General features: G+C 72.2%; 20 protein-coding genes. 11 read left to right on the forward strand and 9 right to left on the reverse strand.

Features of this window, described 5'->3' with window-relative positions; all coding sequences use genetic code 11:
• Positions 1–144: 144 nt before the first annotated feature.
• The 3 genes from ACZ4QV_RS00155 to ACZ4QV_RS00165 all read right to left on the reverse strand — a co-directional run bounded on the left by ACZ4QV_RS00155 (position 145) and on the right by ACZ4QV_RS00165 (position 1,679).
• The gene (locus ACZ4QV_RS00155) at positions 145–396 is read right to left on the reverse strand and encodes a hypothetical protein (RefSeq protein ID WP_361160203.1); all 252 of its coding nucleotides are present in this window, start codon (positions 394–396) and stop codon (positions 145–147) included.
• Complete coding sequence (locus tag ACZ4QV_RS00160) at positions 393–1,031, reverse strand: sigma factor-like helix-turn-helix DNA-binding protein (RefSeq protein WP_361160200.1); 639 nt, start codon at positions 1,029–1,031, stop codon at positions 393–395. The genes ACZ4QV_RS00155 and ACZ4QV_RS00160 overlap by 4 nt, the downstream gene beginning before the upstream one ends.
• Before the next feature lie 147 nt (positions 1,032–1,178).
• The gene (locus tag ACZ4QV_RS00165) at positions 1,179–1,679 is read right to left on the reverse strand and encodes a MarR family winged helix-turn-helix transcriptional regulator (RefSeq protein ID WP_031007890.1); all 501 of its coding nucleotides are present in this window, start codon (positions 1,677–1,679) and stop codon (positions 1,179–1,181) included.
• A gap of 345 nt (positions 1,680–2,024) precedes the next feature.
• On the opposite strand from ACZ4QV_RS00165, the gene ilvA reads away from it, so the two are divergent.
• The 3 genes from ilvA (at position 2,025) to ACZ4QV_RS00180 (ending at position 5,405) form a co-directional block, all read left to right on the forward strand.
• Positions 2,025–3,242: a threonine ammonia-lyase gene (gene ilvA / locus ACZ4QV_RS00170; RefSeq protein ID WP_361160196.1), complete on the forward strand. Its 1,218-nt coding sequence runs from the start codon at positions 2,025–2,027 to the stop codon at positions 3,240–3,242.
• A gap of 289 nt (positions 3,243–3,531) precedes the next feature.
• Positions 3,532–4,608 carry an ATP-binding cassette domain-containing protein gene (locus ACZ4QV_RS00175; protein ID WP_361638089.1) on the forward strand — a complete coding sequence of 359 codons (1,077 nt, stop codon included), beginning with the start codon at positions 3,532–3,534 and terminating at the stop codon, positions 4,606–4,608.
• Entirely contained in the window at positions 4,605–5,405 is an 801-nt protein-coding gene (locus ACZ4QV_RS00180) for an ABC transporter permease (RefSeq protein WP_361160190.1), read from the forward strand. Before ACZ4QV_RS00175 ends, ACZ4QV_RS00180 begins: the two co-directional genes overlap by 4 nt.
• A gap of 99 nt (positions 5,406–5,504) precedes the next feature.
• Here the strand turns inward: ACZ4QV_RS00180 and greA are convergent, their stop codons facing one another.
• Positions 5,505–6,002, reverse strand: a complete 498-nt coding sequence (greA, locus tag ACZ4QV_RS00185; RefSeq protein ID WP_361160187.1) for a transcription elongation factor GreA — start codon at positions 6,000–6,002, stop codon at positions 5,505–5,507.
• Positions 6,003–6,384: 382 nt separating this feature from the next.
• A complete protein-coding gene (locus tag ACZ4QV_RS00190; protein ID WP_361160184.1) occupies positions 6,385–6,792 on the reverse strand; it encodes a DUF4307 domain-containing protein in 408 nt (135 codons plus the stop codon).
• 95 nt (positions 6,793–6,887) lie between these two features.
• Between ACZ4QV_RS00190 and mca the strand changes: the two genes are divergently transcribed.
• Together mca and ACZ4QV_RS00200 are read left to right on the forward strand one after the other, a co-directional pair.
• Positions 6,888–7,760, forward strand: a complete 873-nt coding sequence (mca, locus tag ACZ4QV_RS00195; RefSeq protein WP_361160181.1) for a mycothiol conjugate amidase Mca — start codon at positions 6,888–6,890, stop codon at positions 7,758–7,760.
• A 4-nt stretch (positions 7,761–7,764) separates the two neighbouring features.
• Entirely contained in the window at positions 7,765–8,067 is a 303-nt protein-coding gene (locus ACZ4QV_RS00200; protein WP_361160178.1) for a flagellar basal body-associated FliL family protein, read from the forward strand.
• A gap of 165 nt (positions 8,068–8,232) precedes the next feature.
• On the opposite strand, the gene ACZ4QV_RS00205 is transcribed toward ACZ4QV_RS00200, so the two are convergent.
• Positions 8,233–11,520, reverse strand: coding sequence for a tetratricopeptide repeat protein (locus tag ACZ4QV_RS00205; RefSeq protein ID WP_361638087.1), 3,288 nt, complete (start codon positions 11,518–11,520; stop codon positions 8,233–8,235).
• A gap of 590 nt (positions 11,521–12,110) precedes the next feature.
• Here ACZ4QV_RS00205 and ACZ4QV_RS00210 point away from each other — a divergent pair.
• On the forward strand, positions 12,111–12,269 hold the full coding sequence (locus tag ACZ4QV_RS00210) for a helix-turn-helix transcriptional regulator (protein ID WP_361638085.1): 159 nt from the start codon (positions 12,111–12,113) through the stop codon (positions 12,267–12,269).
• Between the two features lie 152 nt (positions 12,270–12,421).
• Here the strand turns inward: ACZ4QV_RS00210 and ACZ4QV_RS00215 are convergent, their stop codons facing one another.
• The gene (locus ACZ4QV_RS00215; protein ID WP_361638083.1) at positions 12,422–12,988 is read right to left on the reverse strand and encodes a Uma2 family endonuclease; all 567 of its coding nucleotides are present in this window, start codon (positions 12,986–12,988) and stop codon (positions 12,422–12,424) included.
• 138 nt (positions 12,989–13,126) lie between these two features.
• Between ACZ4QV_RS00215 and ACZ4QV_RS00220 the strand changes: the two genes are divergently transcribed.
• The 3 genes from ACZ4QV_RS00220 to ACZ4QV_RS00230 all read left to right on the forward strand — a co-directional run bounded on the left by ACZ4QV_RS00220 (position 13,127) and on the right by ACZ4QV_RS00230 (position 16,917).
• Positions 13,127–15,166 (forward strand): thioredoxin domain-containing protein, encoded by a 2,040-nt coding sequence (locus ACZ4QV_RS00220; protein WP_361160165.1) that lies wholly within the window; start codon positions 13,127–13,129, stop codon positions 15,164–15,166.
• A 109-nt stretch (positions 15,167–15,275) separates the two neighbouring features.
• Positions 15,276–16,310, forward strand: a complete 1,035-nt coding sequence (locus ACZ4QV_RS00225; protein ID WP_361160162.1) for an MDR family NADP-dependent oxidoreductase — start codon at positions 15,276–15,278, stop codon at positions 16,308–16,310.
• Positions 16,311–16,437: 127 nt separating this feature from the next.
• Positions 16,438–16,917 carry a MerR family transcriptional regulator gene (locus ACZ4QV_RS00230; protein WP_361160160.1) on the forward strand — a complete coding sequence of 160 codons (480 nt, stop codon included), beginning with the start codon at positions 16,438–16,440 and terminating at the stop codon, positions 16,915–16,917.
• 130 nt (positions 16,918–17,047) lie between these two features.
• Here the strand turns inward: ACZ4QV_RS00230 and ACZ4QV_RS00235 are convergent, their stop codons facing one another.
• Positions 17,048–17,680, reverse strand: a complete 633-nt coding sequence (locus tag ACZ4QV_RS00235) for a TetR/AcrR family transcriptional regulator (protein ID WP_361583014.1) — start codon at positions 17,678–17,680, stop codon at positions 17,048–17,050.
• Positions 17,681–17,825: 145 nt separating this feature from the next.
• On the opposite strand from ACZ4QV_RS00235, the gene ACZ4QV_RS00240 reads away from it, so the two are divergent.
• Positions 17,826–18,113, forward strand: a complete 288-nt coding sequence (locus ACZ4QV_RS00240; RefSeq protein ID WP_361583017.1) for a hypothetical protein — start codon at positions 17,826–17,828, stop codon at positions 18,111–18,113.
• Here ACZ4QV_RS00240 and trhA read toward each other — a convergent pair.
• Complete coding sequence (trhA, locus tag ACZ4QV_RS00245; protein ID WP_361160154.1) at positions 18,087–18,815, reverse strand: PAQR family membrane homeostasis protein TrhA; 729 nt, start codon at positions 18,813–18,815, stop codon at positions 18,087–18,089. The genes ACZ4QV_RS00240 and trhA overlap by 27 nt on opposite strands.
• Positions 18,816–19,058: 243 nt before the next feature.
• Here trhA and ACZ4QV_RS00250 point away from each other — a divergent pair, with 243 nt between their 5' ends.
• Positions 19,059–20,882 carry a phosphoenolpyruvate carboxykinase (GTP) gene (locus ACZ4QV_RS00250; protein WP_361583023.1) on the forward strand — a complete coding sequence of 608 codons (1,824 nt, stop codon included), beginning with the start codon at positions 19,059–19,061 and terminating at the stop codon, positions 20,880–20,882.
• Positions 20,883–21,030 lie beyond the last annotated feature (148 nt).

Raw genomic sequence — 21,030 nt, forward strand, 5'->3', positions numbered from 1 at the left:
TGCCGGGCTTGAGGGGCGTACTCCAGACGCCGGCCTTGAGGGGCGAACCTCCGGTGCCGGGCTTGAGTGGCACTGTCGGGCGCCGACCTTGAGGGGCACCGTCAGGCGCTGGGACAGCGGCGCCTGAGGCGCCCGGCCCTCCGCTCACCACCCTTCCAGCGGAGGGGTGGTGTGCGCCGGCGGCGGCAGCCACGGCTGGTCGACGGCCGCCCAGGCCAGGAGCGCCGCCAGCGCCGCAACGGTCAGCAGCCACAGCAGCCGGCGCGCCAGCCGCCGGTGGACCAGCAGCCGCCGGCCGCTGGCGGCGGCGCGCAGCGCCAGGTCGGGCGGGACCGGCGGATGCGGTCCGTCCAGCATCCGCCGTACCTCGGCCTCCTTGCGGTCCGGAAGGCTCATGGCGCGGCGGCTTCCGGGTGCGGGGCCGGTGGAAGTGGCTCCGGGGCGGGCGGCGCGGGTGGTGCGGGTGGTGCGCCCGGCGCGTCGGCGGGCCTCGGTGCCGGCACGCCGGAGGGTTCCGCCGCCGGTGCGCCGACCCGTACCGGCGGCTCCCCGCGCCCGGCAGGAGGACGGCTGCGCATGTGCCCCACGGCCCGCAGGCACAGCGTGTGGACGCGTTCGGCGGGCAGACCCAACTGCGCGGCGGTCTGCTCCTCGGCGACGCCCTCGTAGAGGCGCAGGACGAGCACCAGCCGCTCCTGCGGGGACAGTCGCCCCAGAAGGCCGCCGGGCGGTGGTCGTCTGCCGTGGGCCAGGGCGCGGGGGAGCCGTTCCCGCCAGGCGGAGTGCGCGAAGCAGGCGGCCATCTCCTGACGCGTGCGGTCGTACGGGTCCTCGCCGCGCAGCCGGTCCCAGGCGGCGTACGTACGGGCCAGCGCCAGGATCAGCAGGCGCTCGGCGGCGGGCGCGCGCCGGTCCTCCGGCTCGGCGGTCAGCAGCGTGGCGGCGCGCAGCAGACGGCCGGCCGCGCCCGCGACGAACGCCTCGAACTCCCGGGCACGACGGCGTTCCTGGGCTGCCCGCCGCTCTCGCACAGCTCCATGGCACGGCAGGCCCGGCACGCGGTCAAGAGGCGGCGGGGAAAAACCGGGGGGCGAGCATGGCCGGCTGCCGCTACGCCGCTGCCGCGCGGCGGCCGGGCCGCCGGCCGCCGAGGAACCGACGGGACGGGGTCCGGCCGCTCAGGAGCTGGACGGCACCGGCGGCAGCGTCGCGGTGACCGTGGACAGGGAGGCGTTGAAGCGCGTCAGCAGGCTGCAGAAGGAGTCCCGCTCCTCCTCCGTCCACTCCTCCGTGACCAGCGCCATCAGGGCGCGGCGGGAGGCCCGTACCTCTTCCAGCCGGGACCGGCCGCGCTCGGAGAGCTGGAGCACGACCGCACGGCCGTCCTCGGGGTGCGAGGCGCGGTTGACCAGGCCGGAGTCGACCAGCGGGGCGACCTGCCGGGTGACGGTCGAGGAGTCGATGCCCATGCCGGCGGCCAGCGCCTTGACACCCATCGGGCCCTCTTTGTCCAGGCGGTTGAGGAGCAGATAGGCGGCACGGTCCATGGAATTGCGCGCCTGGCCGACGCCGCCGAGCCGGCTCTGTTCGGCGCGGCGGGCGAAAACGGCGACTTGGTGTTGCAGCGCGTCGAGAAGAGCGGGGTCGGTGTGGGTCGTCATGTCCGAAGAGGTGGGCATGGCCGGGAGCTCGCTTCATGGGATGCGTACGGATTGGGGGACAGAGTACGCGGCCCCGGCGCGGACCGTACCGGCGCTGTCCAAAGACGTGCCTACGTGGCACCGGTCCGGCGGCCCCGGGCATCCGCCGCGGACCGAACTGTAAGACTGGGTTTCATGGCCGATCACACGCCGCACGAGCACGCTCCTGCCTCCGGTTCCCCTTCGGATTCCGCTTCCGCTTCTGCCACCGGTCAGCGACCCGGTCCGGCATCGGTCCCGGCGCGTGCGGAGGCGTCCGGTACCGGTGCGGAACCGGCGTCGAATTCCGGTTCCGCCTCCGTTTCCGGTCCGGGCGCGGGCCCGGTGGCCGCCGCCTCCGCCGCGCTCACCGTCGAGGACGTACGGGAGGCGCAGAAGATCTTGTCCGGCGTCTCGCGGTCCACCGCCTTGGAGGGGAGCCGGCACCTGTCCGGTCTGGTGGGGGCCCCGGTGCATCTGAAGTGCGAGAACCTGCAACGCACCGGCTCCTTCAAAATACGTGGCGCGTACGTGCGGATCGCGGCGCTCTCCCCGCGGGAGCGGGCGGCCGGTGTGGTCGCCGCCAGCGCCGGCAACCACGCGCAGGGCGTGGCGCTGGCGGCCTCGCTGCTCGGGGTGCGCTCGACGGTGTTCATGCCGGTCGGCGCGCCGCTGCCGAAGGTCGCCGCGACCCGTGAGTACGGCGCCGAGGTGCGGCTGCACGGCCAGGTCGTGGACGAGACGCTGGCGGCGGCGCGGGAGTACGCCGACGCGACGGGCGCGGTCTTCATCCACCCCTTCGACCACCGGGACATCATCGCGGGCCAGGGCACGGTCGGCCTGGAGATCCTCGAACAGTGCCCGGAGGTGCGCACGATCGTCGTGGGCATCGGCGGCGGCGGGCTCGTCGCGGGCATCGCCCTGGCGGTCAAGGCGCTGCGGCCGGACGTGCGGATCGTCGGGGTGCAGGCGGCGGGCGCGGCCGCCTATCCGCCCTCGCTGGCGGCCGGGCGGCCGGTCTCGATCGAGGCGCCGGTGACGATGGCGGACGGTATCAAGGTCGGGCGCCCCGGCGACGTGCCGTTCAAAATCGTCGGCGATCTCGTCGACGAGGTCCGTACCGTGTCCGAGGACGAGCTCTCCAGCGCTCTGCTGCTCTGCCTGGAGCGGGCCAAGCTGGTCGTGGAGCCGGCGGGGGCGAGTCCGGTGGCGGCGCTGCTGTCGAGGCCCGAGTCCTTCGAAGGCCCGGTGGTCGCGGTGCTGTCCGGGGGAAATGTCGACCCGCTGCTGATGCAGCGCATCCTGCGGCACGGCATGGCCGCGGCGGGGCGTTACCTGTCGCTGCGCCTGCGGCTGACGGACCGGCCGGGGGCGCTGGCGACGCTGCTCGCGGTGCTGTCGGAGGTCGACGCGAACGTCCTGGACGTGAGCCATGTGCGGACCGATCCGCGGCTCGGGCTCACGGAAGCGGAGGTGGAGCTGCATCTGGAGACCAAGGGTCCGGAGCACTGCACGGAGGTCAGTTCGGCCCTGGAGGCGGCGGGTTACACCGTCATGGGGTGAGGTGCGCCGCGGGCGGACGTGCACGACGTGCGCCGCGGGCGGACGTGCGTGAGGTGCGCCATGGGCGGATGTGTGCCGTGGCGCGCGGCTGAGCTGACCGGCCGCGCGGCCGCACACGCCGTCCAACGTATGTCGCGATGTATCGCGAGTGCGCTATGGTCCGGGTCCACGGGGGAGCTGCGCCGTGTTTCGGGGCCCCCTCGGTGCCGGGTATATGCCCGTAGAGCGGCTCATATCCGGTGAAAGTAAGATTCTTCCTGGAGTTAACCCCATACCTTGGGAGTACCCAATGCCAGGCGCCATTTACGCCGAGGGGCTGGTGAAGACCTTCGGCAAGGTGAGGGCTCTGGACGGCGTCGACCTCGACGTCCCCGAAGGAACCGTCCTCGGACTGCTCGGCCCGAACGGTGCGGGCAAGACCACCGCCGTACGGGTTCTGACCACCCTCCTCCAGCCGGACCGCGGCACCGCGGTCGTCGCCGGTATCGACGTCCTCAAGCACCCCGACGAAGTACGCCGCTCCATCGGCGTGTCCGGCCAGTTCGCCGCCGTCGACGAGTATCTGACGGGCCGTGAGAACCTGACCATGGTCGGCCGGCTCTACCAGATGGGCGGGCGCGCGGCGAAGGCCAGGGCCACCGAGCTCCTGGAGCGCTTCCACCTCACCGACGCCGGCGACCGTCCGGCCAAGACCTACTCCGGCGGCATGCGGCGCCGGCTCGACCTGGCGGCCGCGCTGGTCGTCAGCCCGCCCGTGATGTTCATGGACGAGCCCACCACCGGCCTGGACCCGCGCAACCGCCAGCAGCTCTGGGAAGTCATCCAGGAACTGGTCGCCGGCGGCACGACCTTGCTCCTCACGACCCAGTACCTGGAAGAGGCCGACCACCTCGCGCACGACATCTGCGTGGTCGACCACGGCAGGGTCATCGCCCGCGGCACCTCCGACGAGCTCAAGGCGCGTACGGGCGGCGAGCGGGTGGAGGTCGTCGTGCACGCCGCCGAGCACATCGGCACGGCCGACGCGGTGCTGCGCGGCTTCGGCAAGGGCGCGAGCAAGATCGAGCAGCACACGCGAAAGATCACGGTGCCGGTGACGGGCGGCGCCAAGCTGCTCGCCGAGGTCATCCGCGAACTCGACGCACGCGGTGTCGAGATCGACGACATCGGGCTGCGCCGGCCGACCCTGGACGACGTGTTCATCTCGCTGACCGGCCACGCCGCCGAGGTGGCGGAGGGCAACGGCGAGAACGGGGGCGGCGAGGCCGGGGACGGCGGCAACGGGGCAGGCGAGGGCGGGGCCACCGCGGTCGGTGACGCGCCCGCGGCACGGCGGCCCGCCGCCGGAAAGGAGCAGACGTCATGAGCAGCGCGACCGACTCCCTGGTCCTCGCCCGGCGGAACCTGATCCGCATGAAGCGGATTCCCGAGGTGGTCCTGTTCGGCCTGGTGCAGCCGATCATGTTCGTGGTCCTCTTCACGTACGTGTTCGGCGGCTCGATCCAGGTCGGCGGCTCGCTCTCGCAGCAGACCTACCGCGAGTTCCTGATGGCGGGCATCTTCGCGCAGACCGTCACCTTCGCCACCGCCGGTGCGGGCGCGGGCATCGCCGACGACATGCACAAGGGCCTGATCGACCGGTTCCGCTCGCTGCCCATGGCGCGCGGCGCCGTCCTCACCGGCCGTACCCTCGCCGACCTCGTCCAGACGACGCTCACCCTGATCGTGCTGGCCCTCGTCGCGCTCCTCCTCGGCTGGCGCACACATGAGCACATCGGCAAGGTCGTGGCCGGATTCGCCCTGCTGCTCCTGCTCGGCTACGCGTTCTCCTGGATCGGCGCGCTGATCGGCCTGACCGTACGGACGCCGGAGGCCGCCACCTCGGGCGGGCTGATCTGGCTGTTCCCGCTGACGTTCATCTCCAACGCCTTCGTGGACTCCAACAAGCTGCCGACGGTCTTCCGGCACATCGCGGAGTGGAACCCGTTCAGCACCACGGTCCAGGCCGCCCGTGAGCTGTTCGGCAACCTGCCGCCCGGCTTCAGGACCCCGGACGCCTGGCCCATGCAGCACCCGGTCATCGCCTCGGTGCTGTGGTCGGTGCTGATCCTCGTCTTCTTCCGCACGCTCGCGGTCCGCAAGTACCGCAAGGCGGCCGGCTGACCGGAGGCCGGGACCGGGGGCACACGGAAACGACCGGCCCGGAGCCGCTGGGGCTCCGGGCCGGTCGTCGTCAGGCCACGGGCGGGTGCCGCCCGGTGCTCAGCCCGTGTACGGCTTGGCTTCGAGGATCTTCACCGAGGCCTTCTTGCCGTTGGGGAGCTCGTACTCGGCGGTCTCGCCGATCTTCTTGCCGTTCACTCCGGAGCCCAGCGGGGACTGCGGGGAGTAGGTCTCGATCTCCGAGCTCGCGTACTCCCGCGAGGCCAGCAGGAACGTCAGGGTGTCGTCCGGGTCTCCGTCGAACGCGATGGTGACGACCGTGCCGGGGGCCACGACACCAGTGGCGGCGGGCGCCTCGCCGACCTTCGCCGTCTCCAGCAACTGCTTGAGCTGGCGCATCCGAAGGTCCTGCTTGCCCTGCTCTTCCTTGGCCGCGTGGTACCCGGCGTTCTCCTTCAGGTCACCTTCCTCGCGGGCCGCCGCGATCTTCTCGGTGATCTCGGCGCGTGCGGGACCAGACAGGTGCTCCAGCTCGGCCTTGAGCTGGTCATACGCCTCCTGGGTCAGCCAGGTGACGTTGTCGCTGGTCTGGGTCACAGGTGCTCCTCGTCGGTGCTGGGGATAAATCAAACGCCCTACCAGGAAGGCCGCAGGCTGCGCCTCCACGGGTGGGCGAAACCACGAGCCTAACAATTCCGGCACAAAACGGGGAAGGGGAATTTCGCCGGGAACGTCATCCGGCCGGATCGTGCCCGGTCAGCGCGCCGGCCCGGACGGGCCCGGCGACACACCGGGCGGTGCGCGGTGCGGGCCTGCCGCCGGGGGGCTTGCGGGGCGGCCGCCGGAGGCGCTGGAGCCGGGTGCCGGGCGGAGGGCGGGGCGGCCGTCGGGGTGCGCCGGGGCCGGGTGTCGGGCGGGGCGGCCGTCGGGGTGCGCCGGGGCCGGGCGTCGGGTCGAGGGCCGCGGGGCGAGCGCCGGGTCAGCCGCCGGAGGACGTGCAGCCGACCAGGACGGCGTTGGTCGCCCGCGCCGTCGTACGGATCGTGACCTCGACGTCCACCTGCTCCTTCGGAGCGTCGACGGTGACGTCCTTGCGCCCCACCTCGGCGCCGCTGTCGGCCTGCGAGCGCAGTGTGCACGTACCGGTGTCGTCCTTGCCCTTGACGACCTCCAGATGCACCTTGACGGCGCTGTCCGAGACACGGTCCCAGGTGATCACCCGGCCGCTGAGGTCCTGCCCGGAGATGTAGGAGAAACCGGACCAGCCGACCACACCGAGCAGCGCCACGCCCAGCACGGCACCGACGATCTTCAGCTTGCGGTCGGCGCGCTGGTCGGCGGAGCGGCCGTAGCGTCCGTCGGGCAGCCCTTCGCGCACCGCGCTCATGATCGCTCCTCCTGCCGGGGGCTTCGGAATTAATCGCCCCGCGCTTCGGTCACTATAGGAAACATCTTCTCCGGCCTTTCACTGAGGATCGAGTCTTGACTGAGCAGCTGCGACTGATGGCAGTCCACGCCCATCCCGACGACGAGTCGAGCAAGGGCGCGGCCACCATGGCCAAGTACGTGTCCGAGGGGGTGGACGTGCTGGTCGCCACCTGCACGGGCGGGGAGCGCGGCTCCATCCTCAACCCCAAGCTCCAGGGCGACCCGTACATCGAGGAGCACATCCACGAGGTGCGCAAGAAGGAGATGGACGAGGCCCGGGAGATCCTGGGCGTCAAGCAGGAGTGGCTGGGATTCGTCGACTCCGGGCTGCCCGAGGGCGACCCGCTGCCGCCGCTGCCCGACGGCTGCTTCGCCCTCCAGGACGTGGAGGCGGCGGCCGAACCGCTGGTGAAGCTGATCCGCGAGTTCAAGCCGCAGGTCATCACGACCTACGACGAGAACGGCGGCTACCCGCACCCCGACCACATCATGACCCACAAGATCACGATGGTGGCCTTCGAGGCGGCCGGCGACCCGGAGAAGTACCCGGAGGCCGGCGAGCCCTGGCAGCCGCAGAAGCTCTACTACAACCAGGGCTTCAACCGGCCGCGCACCGTCGCGCTGCACGAGGCGCTGCTGGAGCGCGGCCTGGACTCCCCGTACGGGGAGTGGCTGGAGCGCTGGAAGGAGTTCGAGCGCCGCGAGCGCACGCTGACCACGTACGTGCCCTGCGCCGACTTCTTCGAGATCCGCGACAAGGCGCTGATCGCGCACGCGACGCAGATCGACCCCGACGGCGGCTGGTTCCGGGTGCCGATGGACATCCAGAAGGAGGTCTGGCCCACGGAGGAGTACGAGCTCGCCAAGTCGCTCGTCGACACGTCCCTCCCCGAGGACGACCTCTTCGCGGGCATCCGCAACAATTGACTCCATGATGAGCGCGACTAGCACCCTCGCCGTGACGCACTTCGTCACCCTTGCCGACAGCTTCGACAAGGACAAGGTGACCCCGGGCGTCCTCGGCTTCATCGTGTTCGCGGTCATCGGCGGCGCCGTATGGCTGCTGATGAAGTCCATGAACAAGCGGATGAAGAAGGTCGACTTCGAGGAGACCCCGGAGGCGCCCGGCGCCTCCGGCACGGAGGCCCCGGCCAAGGGCACCGCGAACAGCCAGGCGAAGAAGAGCCAGGTGAAGGGGCAGCCCTCGGGGAAGGCACGGCCCGAGGCGGGCTGAGCACGTCCCCGGACGCCGGGCGGGGCGGGACATCGTCCGCCGGCCCGTCCGGCGTCATCGCGAGCGGGGGCGCCTCCTCCGTCTCCGCGAGCGAAGGCGCCCCCGTCACCGTGCCGAGGTGACGCCTCCGGTCACCGCGCCGAGGGAACGCCTCCGGTCACCTGTTCACTGCGCCGAGGGAACGGTCACCCCCATGACCTCGCGCGCGTGGCGGTTCGGAACCATGCCGAGCCGCCATGCCTCCCACCCCGTTTCCGGCTCGACGCCGCGCTCCAGCAGCAGCGCGAACGTCTCCGCGCAGTCCTCCAGCTTCGAGTCCCGGGTCGGGTGCCCTTCCTGCGCCAGCCGGGCCAGCTCCTCCTGCGCGACCGCCGCGCCGACCACCGAGCCGCCCGGTGAGGCGAACGGCAGCAGCGTGCAGCGCAGGAAACGGGCCCAGTCCTCGCCGCGCCGGTCCCCGTAACCGGCGAACGTCCGCGCCGCCTCGTCGGCCAGCTCCAGCGCCTGCGCCGCCCGCCCGTTGCCCGCGTCGATGATCACCAACTCCAGGCAGGACCACGCCTCCCCGTGCGGGACGCCGATCCGCTGGAAGTCCTTGCGGGCGTCCTGGAGGAGCTGCCGTGCGAAACCGCTGTTGCGCAGCGAGCCGGTCTGCGCGGCCCGCAGGTCCCGGGTGACGCGCCCCGAGTGGTGCCGGGCGCAGGCGAGGCCGTAGCCGTCCTGCATCCGGCTGAACATCGTCCGGGACCGCTCCAGGTGCCGCAGCGCCGCGTCCAGGTCGCCCTGCTCCTCCAACGCCTGGCCCAGGTAGTACAGCGTCCACGCCTCGCCGCGGGCGTCCTCGTAGCGGCGGTGCAGGGGCAGGGCCTGGCGCAGCCGGTCCACCGCCGGGTCCGGGTCGGCGTCCACCAGCCGGGCCCGCGCGAGCTGGGTCATCGCCCACGCCTCGCCGCGGTCGTCGTGCGTACGGCCGTACAGCTCCATCGCCGCGTGGAACTCGCGCTCCCCCTCCGGGACCTCGCCCATCCGCAGATACACCTGGCCGAGCTGGAAGTGCGCCCACGCCTGGCCGTGCAGGCTCTCGCTCTCCCGGTGCAGCTCCAGGGACTCGCGCAGCAGCGCCAGCGCCTCCGCCACCTGCGCGCGGTCCCGTTCCACGGCCGCCAGCGCGTGCAGCGTCCATGCCCGGTCGCCGCGCACGTCCGGGCCGGACTGCATCTCCATGGCCTCGCGCAGCTTGGCCGCGGCCTCCGTCAGATTGCCCTGCTGCTGGAGCGTGATCCCCAGGTCACGCAGGGCGCGCGCGGCGCCGACCGGGTGCTGCGCCTCGAAATACAGGTCGACCACCGAGGTCAGGGTCGTACGGGCCTTGTCCAGCTCACCGAGCTGCCGGGCCGCGATGCCGGTGCGCCACTGCACGGACCGTACGAGCAGCCCCCGGTTGGCGGCCTTGGTCAGCTCGCTCAGCTCGCCGAGGCGGTACAGGTCACCGCGCAGCAGGCAGTAGTCGGCCAGTGCGCCCAGCAGGTGCGAGACGGTCGCCTGGTCCACGTCCTGGTCGGCGTGGCGCAGCGCGGCGGTGATGAAGCTGGTCTCGTCGTCCAGCCACTGGAGCGCGGCGTCCAGCGAAGTGAAGCCGTGCGAGCCGAAGCGGTCGGCGCGGGTGGACGTCCGGCCGTCCACCAGGCGGATCACCGAGTCCGCCAGCTCCGCGTAGCTGCGGATCAGCCGCTCCTGGGCCGTACTGCGCCCGGCCGGGTCCTCCTCGTCCACCAGGCGGGCGTGCGCGAAGTGGTGGACGAGGGCGTGCAGGCGGTAGCGGTCGCCGCGCACGTGCTCGATCAGGCCCGTGGCGGCCAGGGCCGACAGTTGCCGCTCGGCCTCCGGCACGTCCACGCCCAGCAGTGCCGCCGCGGCGGCCGCCCCCAGACTGGCGCGCCCCACCAGCGCCAGCCGGCGCAGCAGCCGGCGGGCCGTCTCCGACTGGTCGCCGTAGCGCAGCCACAGCGCCGCCTCGGCCGGGGACACCCCGGGCCCGGCGGCCGGGCACCGCGCGGCGCTCTCCGCCAGGTCCGCCGCCAGCGTGGCGGGCGACCTGGGCCCCAGCGACGAACCGGCCACCCGCAGCGCCAGCGGCAGCCCCGCGCAAAGCTGCGCGATCCGCTCCACGGACTGGTGGTCGTACGGTCCGGTCTCGCCCTCGGACTCGTCGGCCGCGGCCCGCAGCAGCTCCTCGGTGCCCGCCGAGTCCAGCGCGCCCACCGGTAGCTGGTGCACCCACGCCTGGAGATCGCCGGGCAGGTCCATCGGCTCGCGGGTCGTCACCAGCACCAGGCTGTCGGAGCGGTCCGGCACCAGCAGGCGCACCTGCTCCGGGTCAGAGGCGTCGTCCAGCAGGACCGTGACGGGCAGGCCCGTCAGATGCTTGTGGTACAGCTCCGTGAGCCGCTTGACGTGCTGCTCCTGGGAGGGCCGCTCACGGAAGAGAAGCTGCTCGCGCGGCGCGCCGAGCCGGTTGAGCAGGTGCAGCAGCGCGTCCCGTGTCGGCAGCGGCGTCTCGCCCGGGGTGTCCCCGCGCAGATCCACCACGCACGCGCCGCGGAACTGGTCCCGAAGCTGGTGTGCGGCCCGCACCGCCAGTGCCGTACGTCCCGAGCCGGGCTCGCCGTGCAGCACCACGACCGTCGGCCGGGTCTCCGTGCTCGCCCGGGCCGCGTGCACCCACTGCGCGATCTGCGCCAGATGCGCCCGCCGCCCCGCGAACAACTGCTCCGGCTGCGGCAAGTGCGCGAACGACTGCTCCAGCACGGACCGCTGGCGGGCCGCCGCGCTGCGGTCCGCGCCGCGCAACTGCGGCACCCGGCTGCCGCGGGAGGCGGCGGGCGTGCCGGAGGAGCTGCCGCGCGTCGCCGCCGTCAGCATCCGCTGCTGGTCCAGGAACGGCCGGATACCGCGCACCTCCAGCGCGGTCAGCCACTGCAACCGCAGTTGCTCGGGCCCGCCCGGCTGGCCGCGCATCCCCGCCTGCCGGTGGGCCGCCGGCCAGTGCCCCGCCGTCAGCTTCACGACCGTCGCCGCGGCGCCCGCCGCCGCCACCGAGACACCGACGCCGAGGGCCGTACCAGGACCCGTCCCGAACGCGAGGTCCGTGCCGAAGGCGGCGACCGCCGCGACCGCCGTGGCCACCGCGGGGGTGCTCAGCTCCTTGCGCGACAGCCGCTCGGACAGCGGGCGCTGCCCGGCCGCGGACTCGTCCAGCGCGTGTACGTACGCGCCGTACTCCTCGGACGCCGCACCGGCCATGTCGTCCAGCACCGCACGCGCCCGGGCCAGCAGCACGCCCCGGTCCAGCGTCCCGCCCGAACGCCGGACCTCCTCCTCGACGGCCCGCGCCAACAGCCCGTCCGCTTCCGCCCGGTGACGGTCGCGCAGCACAGCCGGTGAGCCCGCCATGCCTTCCCCCTCCTGCAGTTCCCAGCGTCCCGGCAGGTCCCGGTGCTCCCGGCCACCCCCGGCCTCCCACCGCTCCCCGACAGCCGGTGCAGCACACCCGCCCCGGCCCGCGGTGATCGGTTTCCGTACCCACAGTGTTCCGCTTCCGCGCGAAATCCGGCAGGCCTGTGGATAACTCCCCGCGCGGGCCCTGGGCTATCCACCGCGGGGCATTTCGTCTGCGTGGGCAGGCCAGTGGCGCAGAGGTATAGGGACAGCTATACGTGTTCAGCGAGTGCGGGTGGGAGGTCTTCCTCGTCTTCACCTCGATTCGTGGCGCAGCAACCTCCTGCTGATCACGGGCGACAAGTCGGGCCGATGGTCCGAGTGGTACGACGAAGCGATCCCCCTGGCCGAGCAGCGCTGCAAGACCTACGTGAGCGACCGGGCTCAGGAAGAAGGCGGACGACCGTGAGTGGATACACGCGTTGGCAGGACATCCGCGCCGGTGGCGAGGACGCCGTGCGGGCGGGCAAAGAGGAGCCGCTGGCGGAGACGACGGGGCGCCGACTGGCGGAACTGCGGCGGGCCCGTGGGCTGACCAGCAGGAGGTGGCCGACCGTACGGGCGTCACCAAGGGGCGGGTGTCACAGATCGAGCGCGGACACATCTCCGGCCAGGACGTCCTCGCCCGCTTCGCCGTCGCGCTCGGCGGCCGGCTGCACCAGGCCATCTACTTCGACGACGGGGACATCGCGGTGATCGCCTGAGCCGGTGAGCACGCCGTCCCGGCCTCGTGGGAGCCGCCATGAAAGCCTTGCGCGACACGCCCGTCCGGGGCAGCCGGATGCGGCGTCGTGTCACTGGCGCCGGCGCACTCGCTGACCCCGCGTCCAGGCATGAGGGAAGGGTTTCCAGCGCTTCAGGCGGATCCCAGGTCAATGGCCACGGAGAAGGGAACGGCAGTCTCGATCGCGCCAGTGAACATCTCACCGTCCCTGTAAACCTTGGTGGCGGGGCCGAGAACGTAGGTGTAGGTGATGGGGACACCGGTGGCGGCCTGTTCGACACGCCAGTAGAAGGGGATGCCGGCCTTGGCGTACTGGTCCACCTTCACGATCAGGTCCGTGGTCTCCGAACCGGGCGACACGACCTCGACCACCAGGAGTACGTGTTCGGGGCGGGTGGGCGTGAGGTCGATGGTCTCCGCCCGGCAGACGATGACGTCCGGACGGCGGTTGGTGAGGGGAACGTCCTGCAAGCGGACATCGAAGTCCGTGTCGGCGTTCCACTCGGAGCCCGCGGCGGCGTCCAGGGCATTGGCCAGGAGCCGGGCCAGCCTGTTAGGGCGCTTGGAGGCGCTCGGGCTCACGACGACCATTCCGTCCACGATCTCGATGCCCGCACACTGTTCCTCGGACCACGAGTCGTACTGCTCCGCGCTGATCTGGGTGTGCATCCACGTGGGCACCACCATCTCGGCGGTCATGGTGCCTCCTTCGAGGAGCCTCGACAGTTCACGCGCTGCTGGGTTCAGCCTACTGTTCCGCTTGCCGTGGATACCGTCGCCGACGGCCGTGCTTCCGGCTCCGCCAGATGGGGCGGGCGCTGTGAGAGGCTGGTCCGCATGAACCGGTTGGCTGGCGTGACCTCGCCTTATCTGCTTCAGCACGCGGACAATCCGGTCGACTGGTGGCCCTGGACGCCGGAGGCTTTCGAGGAAGCGAAGCGGCGTGATGTGCCCGTGCTGCTGTCGGTCGGCTACTCCGCGTGCCACTGGTGCCACGTGATGGCGCACGAGAGTTTCGAGGACGCGGCGGTCGCCGCCGTGGTCAACGAGCACTTCGTACCGGTGAAGGTGGACCGCGAGGAGCGGCCCGATGTGGACGCCGTCTACATGGAGGCCGTGCAGGCCGCCACCGGGCAGGGCGGCTGGCCGATGACCGTCTTCCTGACGCCCGAGGGTGAGCCGTTCTACTTCGGTACGTATTTTCCGCCCGCGCCGCGCCACGGTATGCCCTCCTTCACGCAGGTTCTCCAGGGTGTGCGGAGCGCCTGGACGGACCGCCGGGACGAGGTGGGCGAGGTCGCCGGGCGGATCGTCGCCGACCTGTCCGCCCGGTCGCTCTCCGCGTCGCTGGCCAAGGGGGAGCCGGTGCCGCCGGGCCCGGAGGACCTGGCCTCCGCGCTGCTCACGCTGACCCGCGACTTCGACGCCGTGCACGGCGGTTTCGGCGGCGCGCCCAAGTTCCCGCCGTCCATGGCGCTGGAATTCCTGCTGCGCCACCACGCCCGTACGCGGTCCGAGGCAGCCTTGCAGATGGTGCAGGCGACGGCGGAGGCGATGGCCCGCGGCGGGATCTACGACCAGCTCGGCGGCGGCTTCGCGCGCTACGCGGTGGACGAGACCTGGACCGTGCCGCACTTCGAGAAGATGCTGTACGACAACGCGCTGCTGTGCCGTACGTACGCGCACCTGTGGCGCGCCACCGGGTCGGACCTGGCCCGCCGTGTCGCCGTCGAGACCGCCGAGTTCATGGTGCGGGAACTCCGTACGGAGCAGGGCGGGTTCGCCTCCGCGCTGGACGCCGACTCCGACGACGGCAGCGGCCGGCACGTCGAAGGCGCGTACTACGTGTGGACGCCGGAGCAGTTGCGCGACGTCCTGGGGGAGAAGGACGCCGGGATCGCCGCGCACTACTTCGGTGTGACGCAGGAGGGAACCTTCGAGGAGGGCGCCTCCGTCCTGCAACTGCCCGACACCGACGACCTGGTGGACGCGGCGAGGATCGCGGGCATCAAGGAGCGGCTGCGCGCGGCCCGGGACGCCCGGCCGCGCCCCGGGCGGGACGACAAGGTCGTCGCCGCCTGGAACGGCCTGGCCGTCGCTGCCCTCGCCGAGACCGGCGCCTACTTCGACCGCCCGGACCTGGTGCAGGCCGCCACGGACGCCGCCGACCTGCTCGTCCGCGTCCACATGGACTGGCAGGCGCGGCTGCACCGCACCTCGCGGGACGGCGTCGCGGGCGCCAACGCCGGTGTCCTGGAGGACTACGCGGACGTCGCCGAGGGCTTCGTCGCGCTCTCCTCGGTCACCGGGGAGGGCGTCTGGGTGGAGTTCGCCGGCCTCTTCCTGGACACCGTGCTCGTGCACTTCACCGCCGAGAACGGCACGCTCTACGACACCGCCGACGACGCCGAGCAGTTGATCCGCCGCCCGCAGGACCCCACGGACAACGCCACGCCCTCCGGATGGACCGCGGCCGCCGGCGCGCTCCTGGCGTACGCGGCGCTGACCGGCAGCGCACCGCACCGGGACGCCGCCGAGCGCGCCCTCGGCGTCGTCAAGGCGCTGAGCGGCCGGGCACCGCGCTTCATCGGGTGGGGGCTGGCCGTCGCCGAGGCCGCGCTGGACGGGCCGCGCGAGGTCGCGGTGGTCGGTCCGGACGGCGACCCGGCCACCCGTGCGCTGCACCGCGCCGCCCTGCTGGGCACCGCGCCCGGCGCGGTGGTCGCCCTCGGGGAGCCGGGGTCGGAGGAGGTGCCGCTGCTGAAGGACCGTCCGCTGGCCGACGGCCGGGCCGCCGCGTACGTCTGCCGCCACTTCACGTGCGAGCGCCCGACGACCGACCCCGAGGAGCTGGGGGAGAAGCTCAGCGGCGGGTGAGGGAGGGCGGGCAGGGGCCGGTCCCCTGGTCCCGCCCCGCTCCGTCCGAAGTCCTAGGCCGCAAAGCGGGCTTGAACTTCACGCGGGCGTCAACTTTTAGCGTGACGGCATGACGAACCGCACGAACCGCACCGGTGGCGGCCTGCCCGCCACCCACCACGAAGTCCGCCTCACCGGCCGCCCGCGGGGCCCGCTCACCGACGACCTGTTCGAGGTCGTCGAGGTGCCGGTGCCCGAGCCGAAGTCCGGGCAGGTGCTCGTACGCAACACCACCATGGCCGTCGCCGCCGTCATGCGGACGCTCATGGACGAGGACACCACGGTCCCGATGCCGTCCTTCGTGCCGGGCGAGGCGCTGTACGGGGCGGCCGTCGGCGAGGTGGTGGACGCGCCCGGCACCGACTTCGCCCCCGGTGACCTGGTGGAGCACAACTTCGGCTGGCGGGAGTACGCCCTGGTGGACGCCGCCGAGGTGCACCGCAGGGACCGTGACCTGATGCCCGACCCGGCCGCCTACCTGTCGCAGGGCCCGACCGCCTACATGGGTGTCGTCCGGGGCGCCGAGGTGCGGCCGGGGGACACGGTGTTCGTGTCCGGCGCGGCCGGCGGGGTCGGGTCGCTGGCCGGCCAGATCGCCCGGCTGCGCGGCGCCGGGCGGGTCATCGGCAGTACGGGATCGCAGCGCAAGGCCGACCACCTGGTCGACGAGCTGGGGTACGACGCGGCGGTGATCCGCGGCGCCGGGCCGTTCGAGGAGCAGTTGCGCAAGGCCGCTCCGGAGGGCGTCGACGCGGTCTTCGACAACGTGGGCGGCGAGCAGTTGCAGGCCGCCATCGCGCTCGCCAACCGCGGTGCCCGTATCGCGCTCGTCGGCGCGCTCTCCAACCAGCTCTCCGGTTCCGGCACGTCCACCACCGAGGTCGACACGCTGTCCCTGGTGGCGCGCGGCATCACCCTGCGCGGCGTCGCGCTCTACGACCACCCCGACCTGATCGGCGAGTGGAACGAGCAGTTCGGGCGCGGCCTCCGGGACGGCACCCTCACCTTCCCGCACGCGCGGTTGCAGGGCATCCAGGAGGCGCCGCGAGCCCTGCGGGAGCTGATCGAGGGGCGGCACCTGGGGGCGGTGCTCGTGGAGTTGTGAGGGGAGCCGCGAGCGGTCTTCCCGTGGCGCGGGCCCGTCGGTGTGCTCCCGGCCGACGACGTACGGTCTGAGTGAGTCGACGTACGCAGCGGGGCACACCGACCGGGCCCCGGCGGGGGAGGACCGGATGCGCATCGGGGACGCCGCGGCCGCGGCGGGCATGACGGCCAGGGCACTGCGCTACTACGAGGAGCACGGGCTGGTGATCGCCCGGCGTACGCCGTCGGGGCACCGGGTGTACGAGCCGGAGGACGTACGCAAGCTCCGCACGGTGCGGGAACTGCTCGACGCCGGGCTGACGGTGGGCGACATCCAGTCCTTCGCGCCGCTCCTCGACGCGTTGCCGCCCGACGGCATTCCGGAGCTGTTCTTCGTACAGGAGGGTGCACGGGACGGTGACGGGGGAAGCGCGGCGGGCGGCGCGGCGGATCCCGGGCCGGAGCAGCACTGCCGTACGGCGACGGAGGTGGCCCGCCGTCGGCTGGCCGACCTGGACGCCCGGATCGAGCGGCTGACGCGGTTGCGCGGGCGGCTGGCCCGGCGGCTGGGGGAGCCGGCCAGGGAGCCGGGGCGGGTGGCGCCGTACGGGAGAGCCTTACGGGAGTGAGGCGGGCCGGACGGAGGCTGGGGCGGGCGCTTCTGTCGGGGGTGGGCGGAGGCCGGGGTGCGTGGTGCCGTCCGGGGGCGGGCGGAGACCGGGGTGTGTCTTTCCGTCGAGGGGCGGGCGGGGCGCGTGTTCACAACGTGAGGCCCCGGCCGAGTACGTCCATCGACCGGCCGATGAGGGTGCCGAGATCGTCCTGCTGCCCGTCCGCCACCCAGAGCAGCAGCGCCTCCTGGAGCCCGGCCAGAATCGCCGTGGAGATCACCCGGACCTCCAGGTCGTCGGCGGAGCGACCGGTCCGCTCCGCCAGTACCGCGCTGATCATGGCGCTGTCCCGTACGGCGTTCTCCGCCGTACGGCCGCGGATCGCGGGCACCTCGCGGATGAGCCGGGCGCGCTGGACCAGTTCGGCGTGCTCCTCGGCCGGGAGCCGCCGCAGTGCCTCGACGGCCACGTGCCGCATCGACTCGGCCATCGGCTCGTCGGCGGGCCTGGCCCGCAGCTCCGCCTCCAGGAGCGGGGGGTACTCGTCGGTGAGGACGATGTCCTCCCGGGTGGGGAAGTAGCGGAAGACCGTGCTGGGGGAGACGTCGGCGGCCTCGGCGATCCGGTCGACGGAGGCCGCCTCGTACCCCTGCTCCGCGAAGAGCCGGTAGGCGGCCCGGCGGATCGCCTGCCGGGTCTGGATCTTCTTCCGTTCCCGCAGCCCGATCTTGGGAGTGCCGGGCTGAGCGGCGGTCTTCTGTGCGGAGGCCATGAGCGCCATTGTCCGGCGGTGCGGGCCGCTTCCGCACGCAGGAGGGTGTCGGTCGTCGGTGTTCCTTGATATGCCCTTGTCTGTCAGTGGTGTGTGTAACGCTTCAGCGAGGGCAAGGTCACCGTCAGTGATGCTTGGAGGGGGTGTGGCGGGTATGCGTACTGCGATTGATGTGTTCGCCGTGTTCGCGGCAGCGCTGTGCGTCGGAGGGTTCCTCGTCGGCGGCACGACCGCGGTGGTCGCTCTGGTGCTGGCCGGAGTGGCGGCCCTGACGTGGCAGGTGGCCGCGGCGTCGAGGCCGCGGCCACGTACGGGCGCGGGGGGCGCGCGCCGGCGGAGCGGGGAGGCCGGCGCGAAGGACGGCGGTGCGGGTGTTCCCGGTGTTCCCGGTGGCGCGGGTGCCGCGCCGGGCACCTCAGGCGTGCGAATAGGCCACCAGTGAGATGCCGACGTAGTGCACCGCGAACGCCGCCAGCGTGAGGGAGTGGAAGACCTCGTGGAAACCGAACCACCGCGGTGAGGGGTTGGGGCGCTTGATGCCGTAGATGATGCCGCCCGCGCTGTAGAGGACGCCGCCGACGATGACGAGGACGAGGACGGCGACGCCGCCCTTGTGCAGGAAGTCGGGCAGGAAGAAGACGGCCGCCCAGCCCATCGCGATGTAGCAGGGGGTGTAGAGCCAGCGCGGCGCGCCCACCCAGAAGACGCGGAAGGCGATGCCGGCGAGGGCGGCCGCCCAGACGGCCCACAGGAGCGCCTGGCCCCGGCCGCCGGGGACGAGCAGCATGGTCAGCGGGGTGTAGGTGCCCGCGATGATCAGGAAAATATTGGCGTGATCCAGTCGCCGTAGCACGGCTTCGGTGCGCGGACCCCAATTTCCACGGTGGTACAGGGCGCTGATCCCGAAGAGCAGGCACGCGGAGAGGGTGTAGACGGCGCAGGCGATCCGGCCGCGGGTGCTGTCGGCCAGGGCCGTGAGCACCACACCGGAGACGAGGGCGGCGGGAAACATCCCCGCGTGCAGCCAGCCCCGCAGCTTGGGCTTGAGCGGCGCGGCCTTCGCGGCGACCGCGGATACTGCGTCGGCGGCCGCGCTGGTGACGGAGGAAGAGCGGCTTTCGGCGGCGTCGGGCGCGGAAGTCATGGCCGCAATGCTACCTACGCAACCGTAGGTTACAGATCGGTCCGGAAGTGGTGACGGTCACGAGAACCCCCTCTGGACAGATGCCCATGAGGATCGGATGATCAAATGAGTGCGGTCGGCACCGGATGAGCGGTCGCGAAGCATCCGGGTCGCAGCCCCCAAGGGGCAGGCATCTTCAGAAGCGGGCTCTGCCGGCGTGTACGCGGACAGTGGTCCGTCCAAAACCCTCATCTAGGAGCGATCGTGGCGCGCGACAACGCGGCTCCCTCCCCCGTACCGACCAACCACCAGGAACTGATCTCCTGGGTCGACGAGATCGCAGCCGTCACCGAGCCGGACCGCGTCGTGTGGTGCGACGGCTCGGAGGCGGAGTACGAGCGCCTGTGCGAGGAGCTCGTCGCGAAGGGCACCTTCACGAAGCTGGACCCGGTCAAGCGCCCCAACTCCTACTACGCCGCTTCCGACCCCTCGGACGTCGCCCGGGTCGAGGACCGCACCTTCATCTGCTCCGAGAAGGAGGAGGACGCCGGTCCGACCAACCACTGGAAGGCCCCGGCGGAGATGCGCGACATCTTCACCGGTGAGCAGGGCGTCTTCCGTGGCGCGATGCGCGGCCGGACGATGTACGTCGTCCCGTTCTGCATGGGCCCGCTCGGCTCGCCGCTCTCCGCGCTCGGCGTGGAGATCACCGACTCGGCGTACGTCGCCGTCTCGATGCGCACCATGACCCGGATGGGCCAGGCCGTCCTGGACGAGCTGGGCGAGGACGGCTTCTTCGTCAAGGCCGTGCACACCCTCGGCGCCCCGCTCGCCGAAGGCGAGGCCGACGTGCCGTGGCCGTGCAACTCCACGAAGTACATCTCGCACTTCCCCGAGGACCGCGAGATCTGGTCGTTCGGCTCCGGCTACGGCGGCAACGCCCTGCTGGGCAAGAAGTGTTACGCGCTGCGCATCGCCTCCGTCATGGCGCGCGACGAGGGCTGGCTGGCCGAGCACATGCTCATCCTCAAGCTCACCCCGCCGCAGGGTGAGGCCAAGTACGTCGCCGCGGCCTTCCCGAGCGCCTGCGGCAAGACCAACCTCGCGATGCTGGAGCCCACGATCTCCGGCTGGACGGTCGAGACCATCGGCGACGACATCGCCTGGATGCGGTTCGGTGAGGACGGCCGGCTGTACGCGATCAACCCCGAGGCCGGCTTCTTCGGCGTCGCGCCCGGCACCGGTGAGCACACCAACGCCAACGCCATGAAGACCATGTGGGGCAACTCGGTCTTCACCAACGTCGCACTGACCGACGACGGCGACGTGTGGTGGGAGGGCATGACCGAGGAGCTGCCCGCCCACCTGACCGACTGGAAGGGCAACGACTGGACGCCGGAGTCCGGCACCCCGGCGGCCCACCCCAACGCCCGCTTCACCGTTCCGGCCGGCCAGTGCCCGATCATCGCGCCCGAGTGGGAGGACCCCAAGGGCGTGCCGATCTCGGCGATCCTCTTCGGCGGCCGCCGCGCCAGCGCCGTACCGCTGGTGACCGAGTCGCTGACCTGGCAGCACGGTGTCTTCCTCGGCGCGAACGTGGCGAGCGAGAAGACCGCCGCCGCCGAGGGCAAGGTCGGCGAGCTGCGCCGCGACCCGTTCGCCATGCTGCCGTTCTGCGGCTACAACATGGGCGACTACATGGGCCACTGGATCAAGGTCGGCGCCGACAAGGACCAGGCCAAGCTGCCGAAGATCTACTACGTCAACTGGTTCCGCAAGGACGAGTCGGGCCGCTTCGTGTGGCCGGGCTTCGGCGAGAACAGCCGGGTGCTCAAGTGGATCGTCGAGCGCCTGGACGGCAAGGCCGAGGGCGTCGAGACGCCCATCGGTGTGCTGCCGACGAAGGAGTCGCTGGACACCGACGGCCTCGGCCTGGACGACGCCGGACTGGACTTCCTGCTCTCCGTCGACAAGGACGTGTGGCGCGAGGAGGCGGCACTCATCCCCGACCACCTGAACACCTTCGGCGACCACACGCCGAAGGAGCTGTGGGACGAGTACCACGCGCTCGTACGCCGACTGGGCTAGTACGGGAACGGCCCGGTACGGACCGGGCCCCACGGTCGAGGGGGGGGGGGGGGGGGGGGGCGCCACGCCCCCCCCCCCGCGGCGGGGGGGGGGGGGGCGCCCCCCCCCCCCCCCGGGGGGGTGGGGGCGGTTGGGGGGGGGGGGAGAG

The organism is Streptomyces sp. NPDC026394 (assembly GCF_055567735.1).

Bases quoted from the DNA above. Each gene is read 5' to 3' on its own strand.
- ACZ4QV_RS00155 (WP_361160203.1), bottom strand. From the start codon at position 396: ATGAGCCTTCCGGACCGCAAGGAGGCCGAGGTACGGCGGATGCTGGAC.
- ACZ4QV_RS00165 (WP_031007890.1), bottom strand. From the start codon at position 1,679: ATGCCCACCTCTTCGGACATGACGACCCACACCGACCCCGCTCTTCTC.
- ACZ4QV_RS00175 (WP_361638089.1), top strand. From the start codon at position 3,532: ATGCCAGGCGCCATTTACGCCGAGGGGCTGGTGAAGACCTTCGGCAAG.
- ACZ4QV_RS00180 (WP_361160190.1), top strand. From the start codon at position 4,605: ATGAGCAGCGCGACCGACTCCCTGGTCCTCGCCCGGCGGAACCTGATC.
- ACZ4QV_RS00190 (WP_361160184.1), bottom strand. From the start codon at position 6,792: ATGAGCGCGGTGCGCGAAGGGCTGCCCGACGGACGCTACGGCCGCTCC.
- ACZ4QV_RS00200 (WP_361160178.1), top strand. From the start codon at position 7,765: ATGATGAGCGCGACTAGCACCCTCGCCGTGACGCACTTCGTCACCCTT.
- ACZ4QV_RS00205 (WP_361638087.1), bottom strand. From the start codon at position 11,520: ATGGCGGGCTCACCGGCTGTGCTGCGCGACCGTCACCGGGCGGAAGCG.
- ACZ4QV_RS00215 (WP_361638083.1), bottom strand. From the start codon at position 12,988: ATGACCGCCGAGATGGTGGTGCCCACGTGGATGCACACCCAGATCAGC.
- ACZ4QV_RS00220 (WP_361160165.1), top strand. From the start codon at position 13,127: ATGAACCGGTTGGCTGGCGTGACCTCGCCTTATCTGCTTCAGCACGCG.
- ACZ4QV_RS00225 (WP_361160162.1), top strand. From the start codon at position 15,276: ATGACGAACCGCACGAACCGCACCGGTGGCGGCCTGCCCGCCACCCAC.
- ACZ4QV_RS00230 (WP_361160160.1), top strand. From the start codon at position 16,438: ATGCGCATCGGGGACGCCGCGGCCGCGGCGGGCATGACGGCCAGGGCA.
- ACZ4QV_RS00235 (WP_361583014.1), bottom strand. From the start codon at position 17,680: ATGGCGCTCATGGCCTCCGCACAGAAGACCGCCGCTCAGCCCGGCACT.
- ACZ4QV_RS00240 (WP_361583017.1), top strand. From the start codon at position 17,826: ATGCGTACTGCGATTGATGTGTTCGCCGTGTTCGCGGCAGCGCTGTGC.
- trhA (WP_361160154.1), bottom strand. From the start codon at position 18,815: ATGACTTCCGCGCCCGACGCCGCCGAAAGCCGCTCTTCCTCCGTCACC.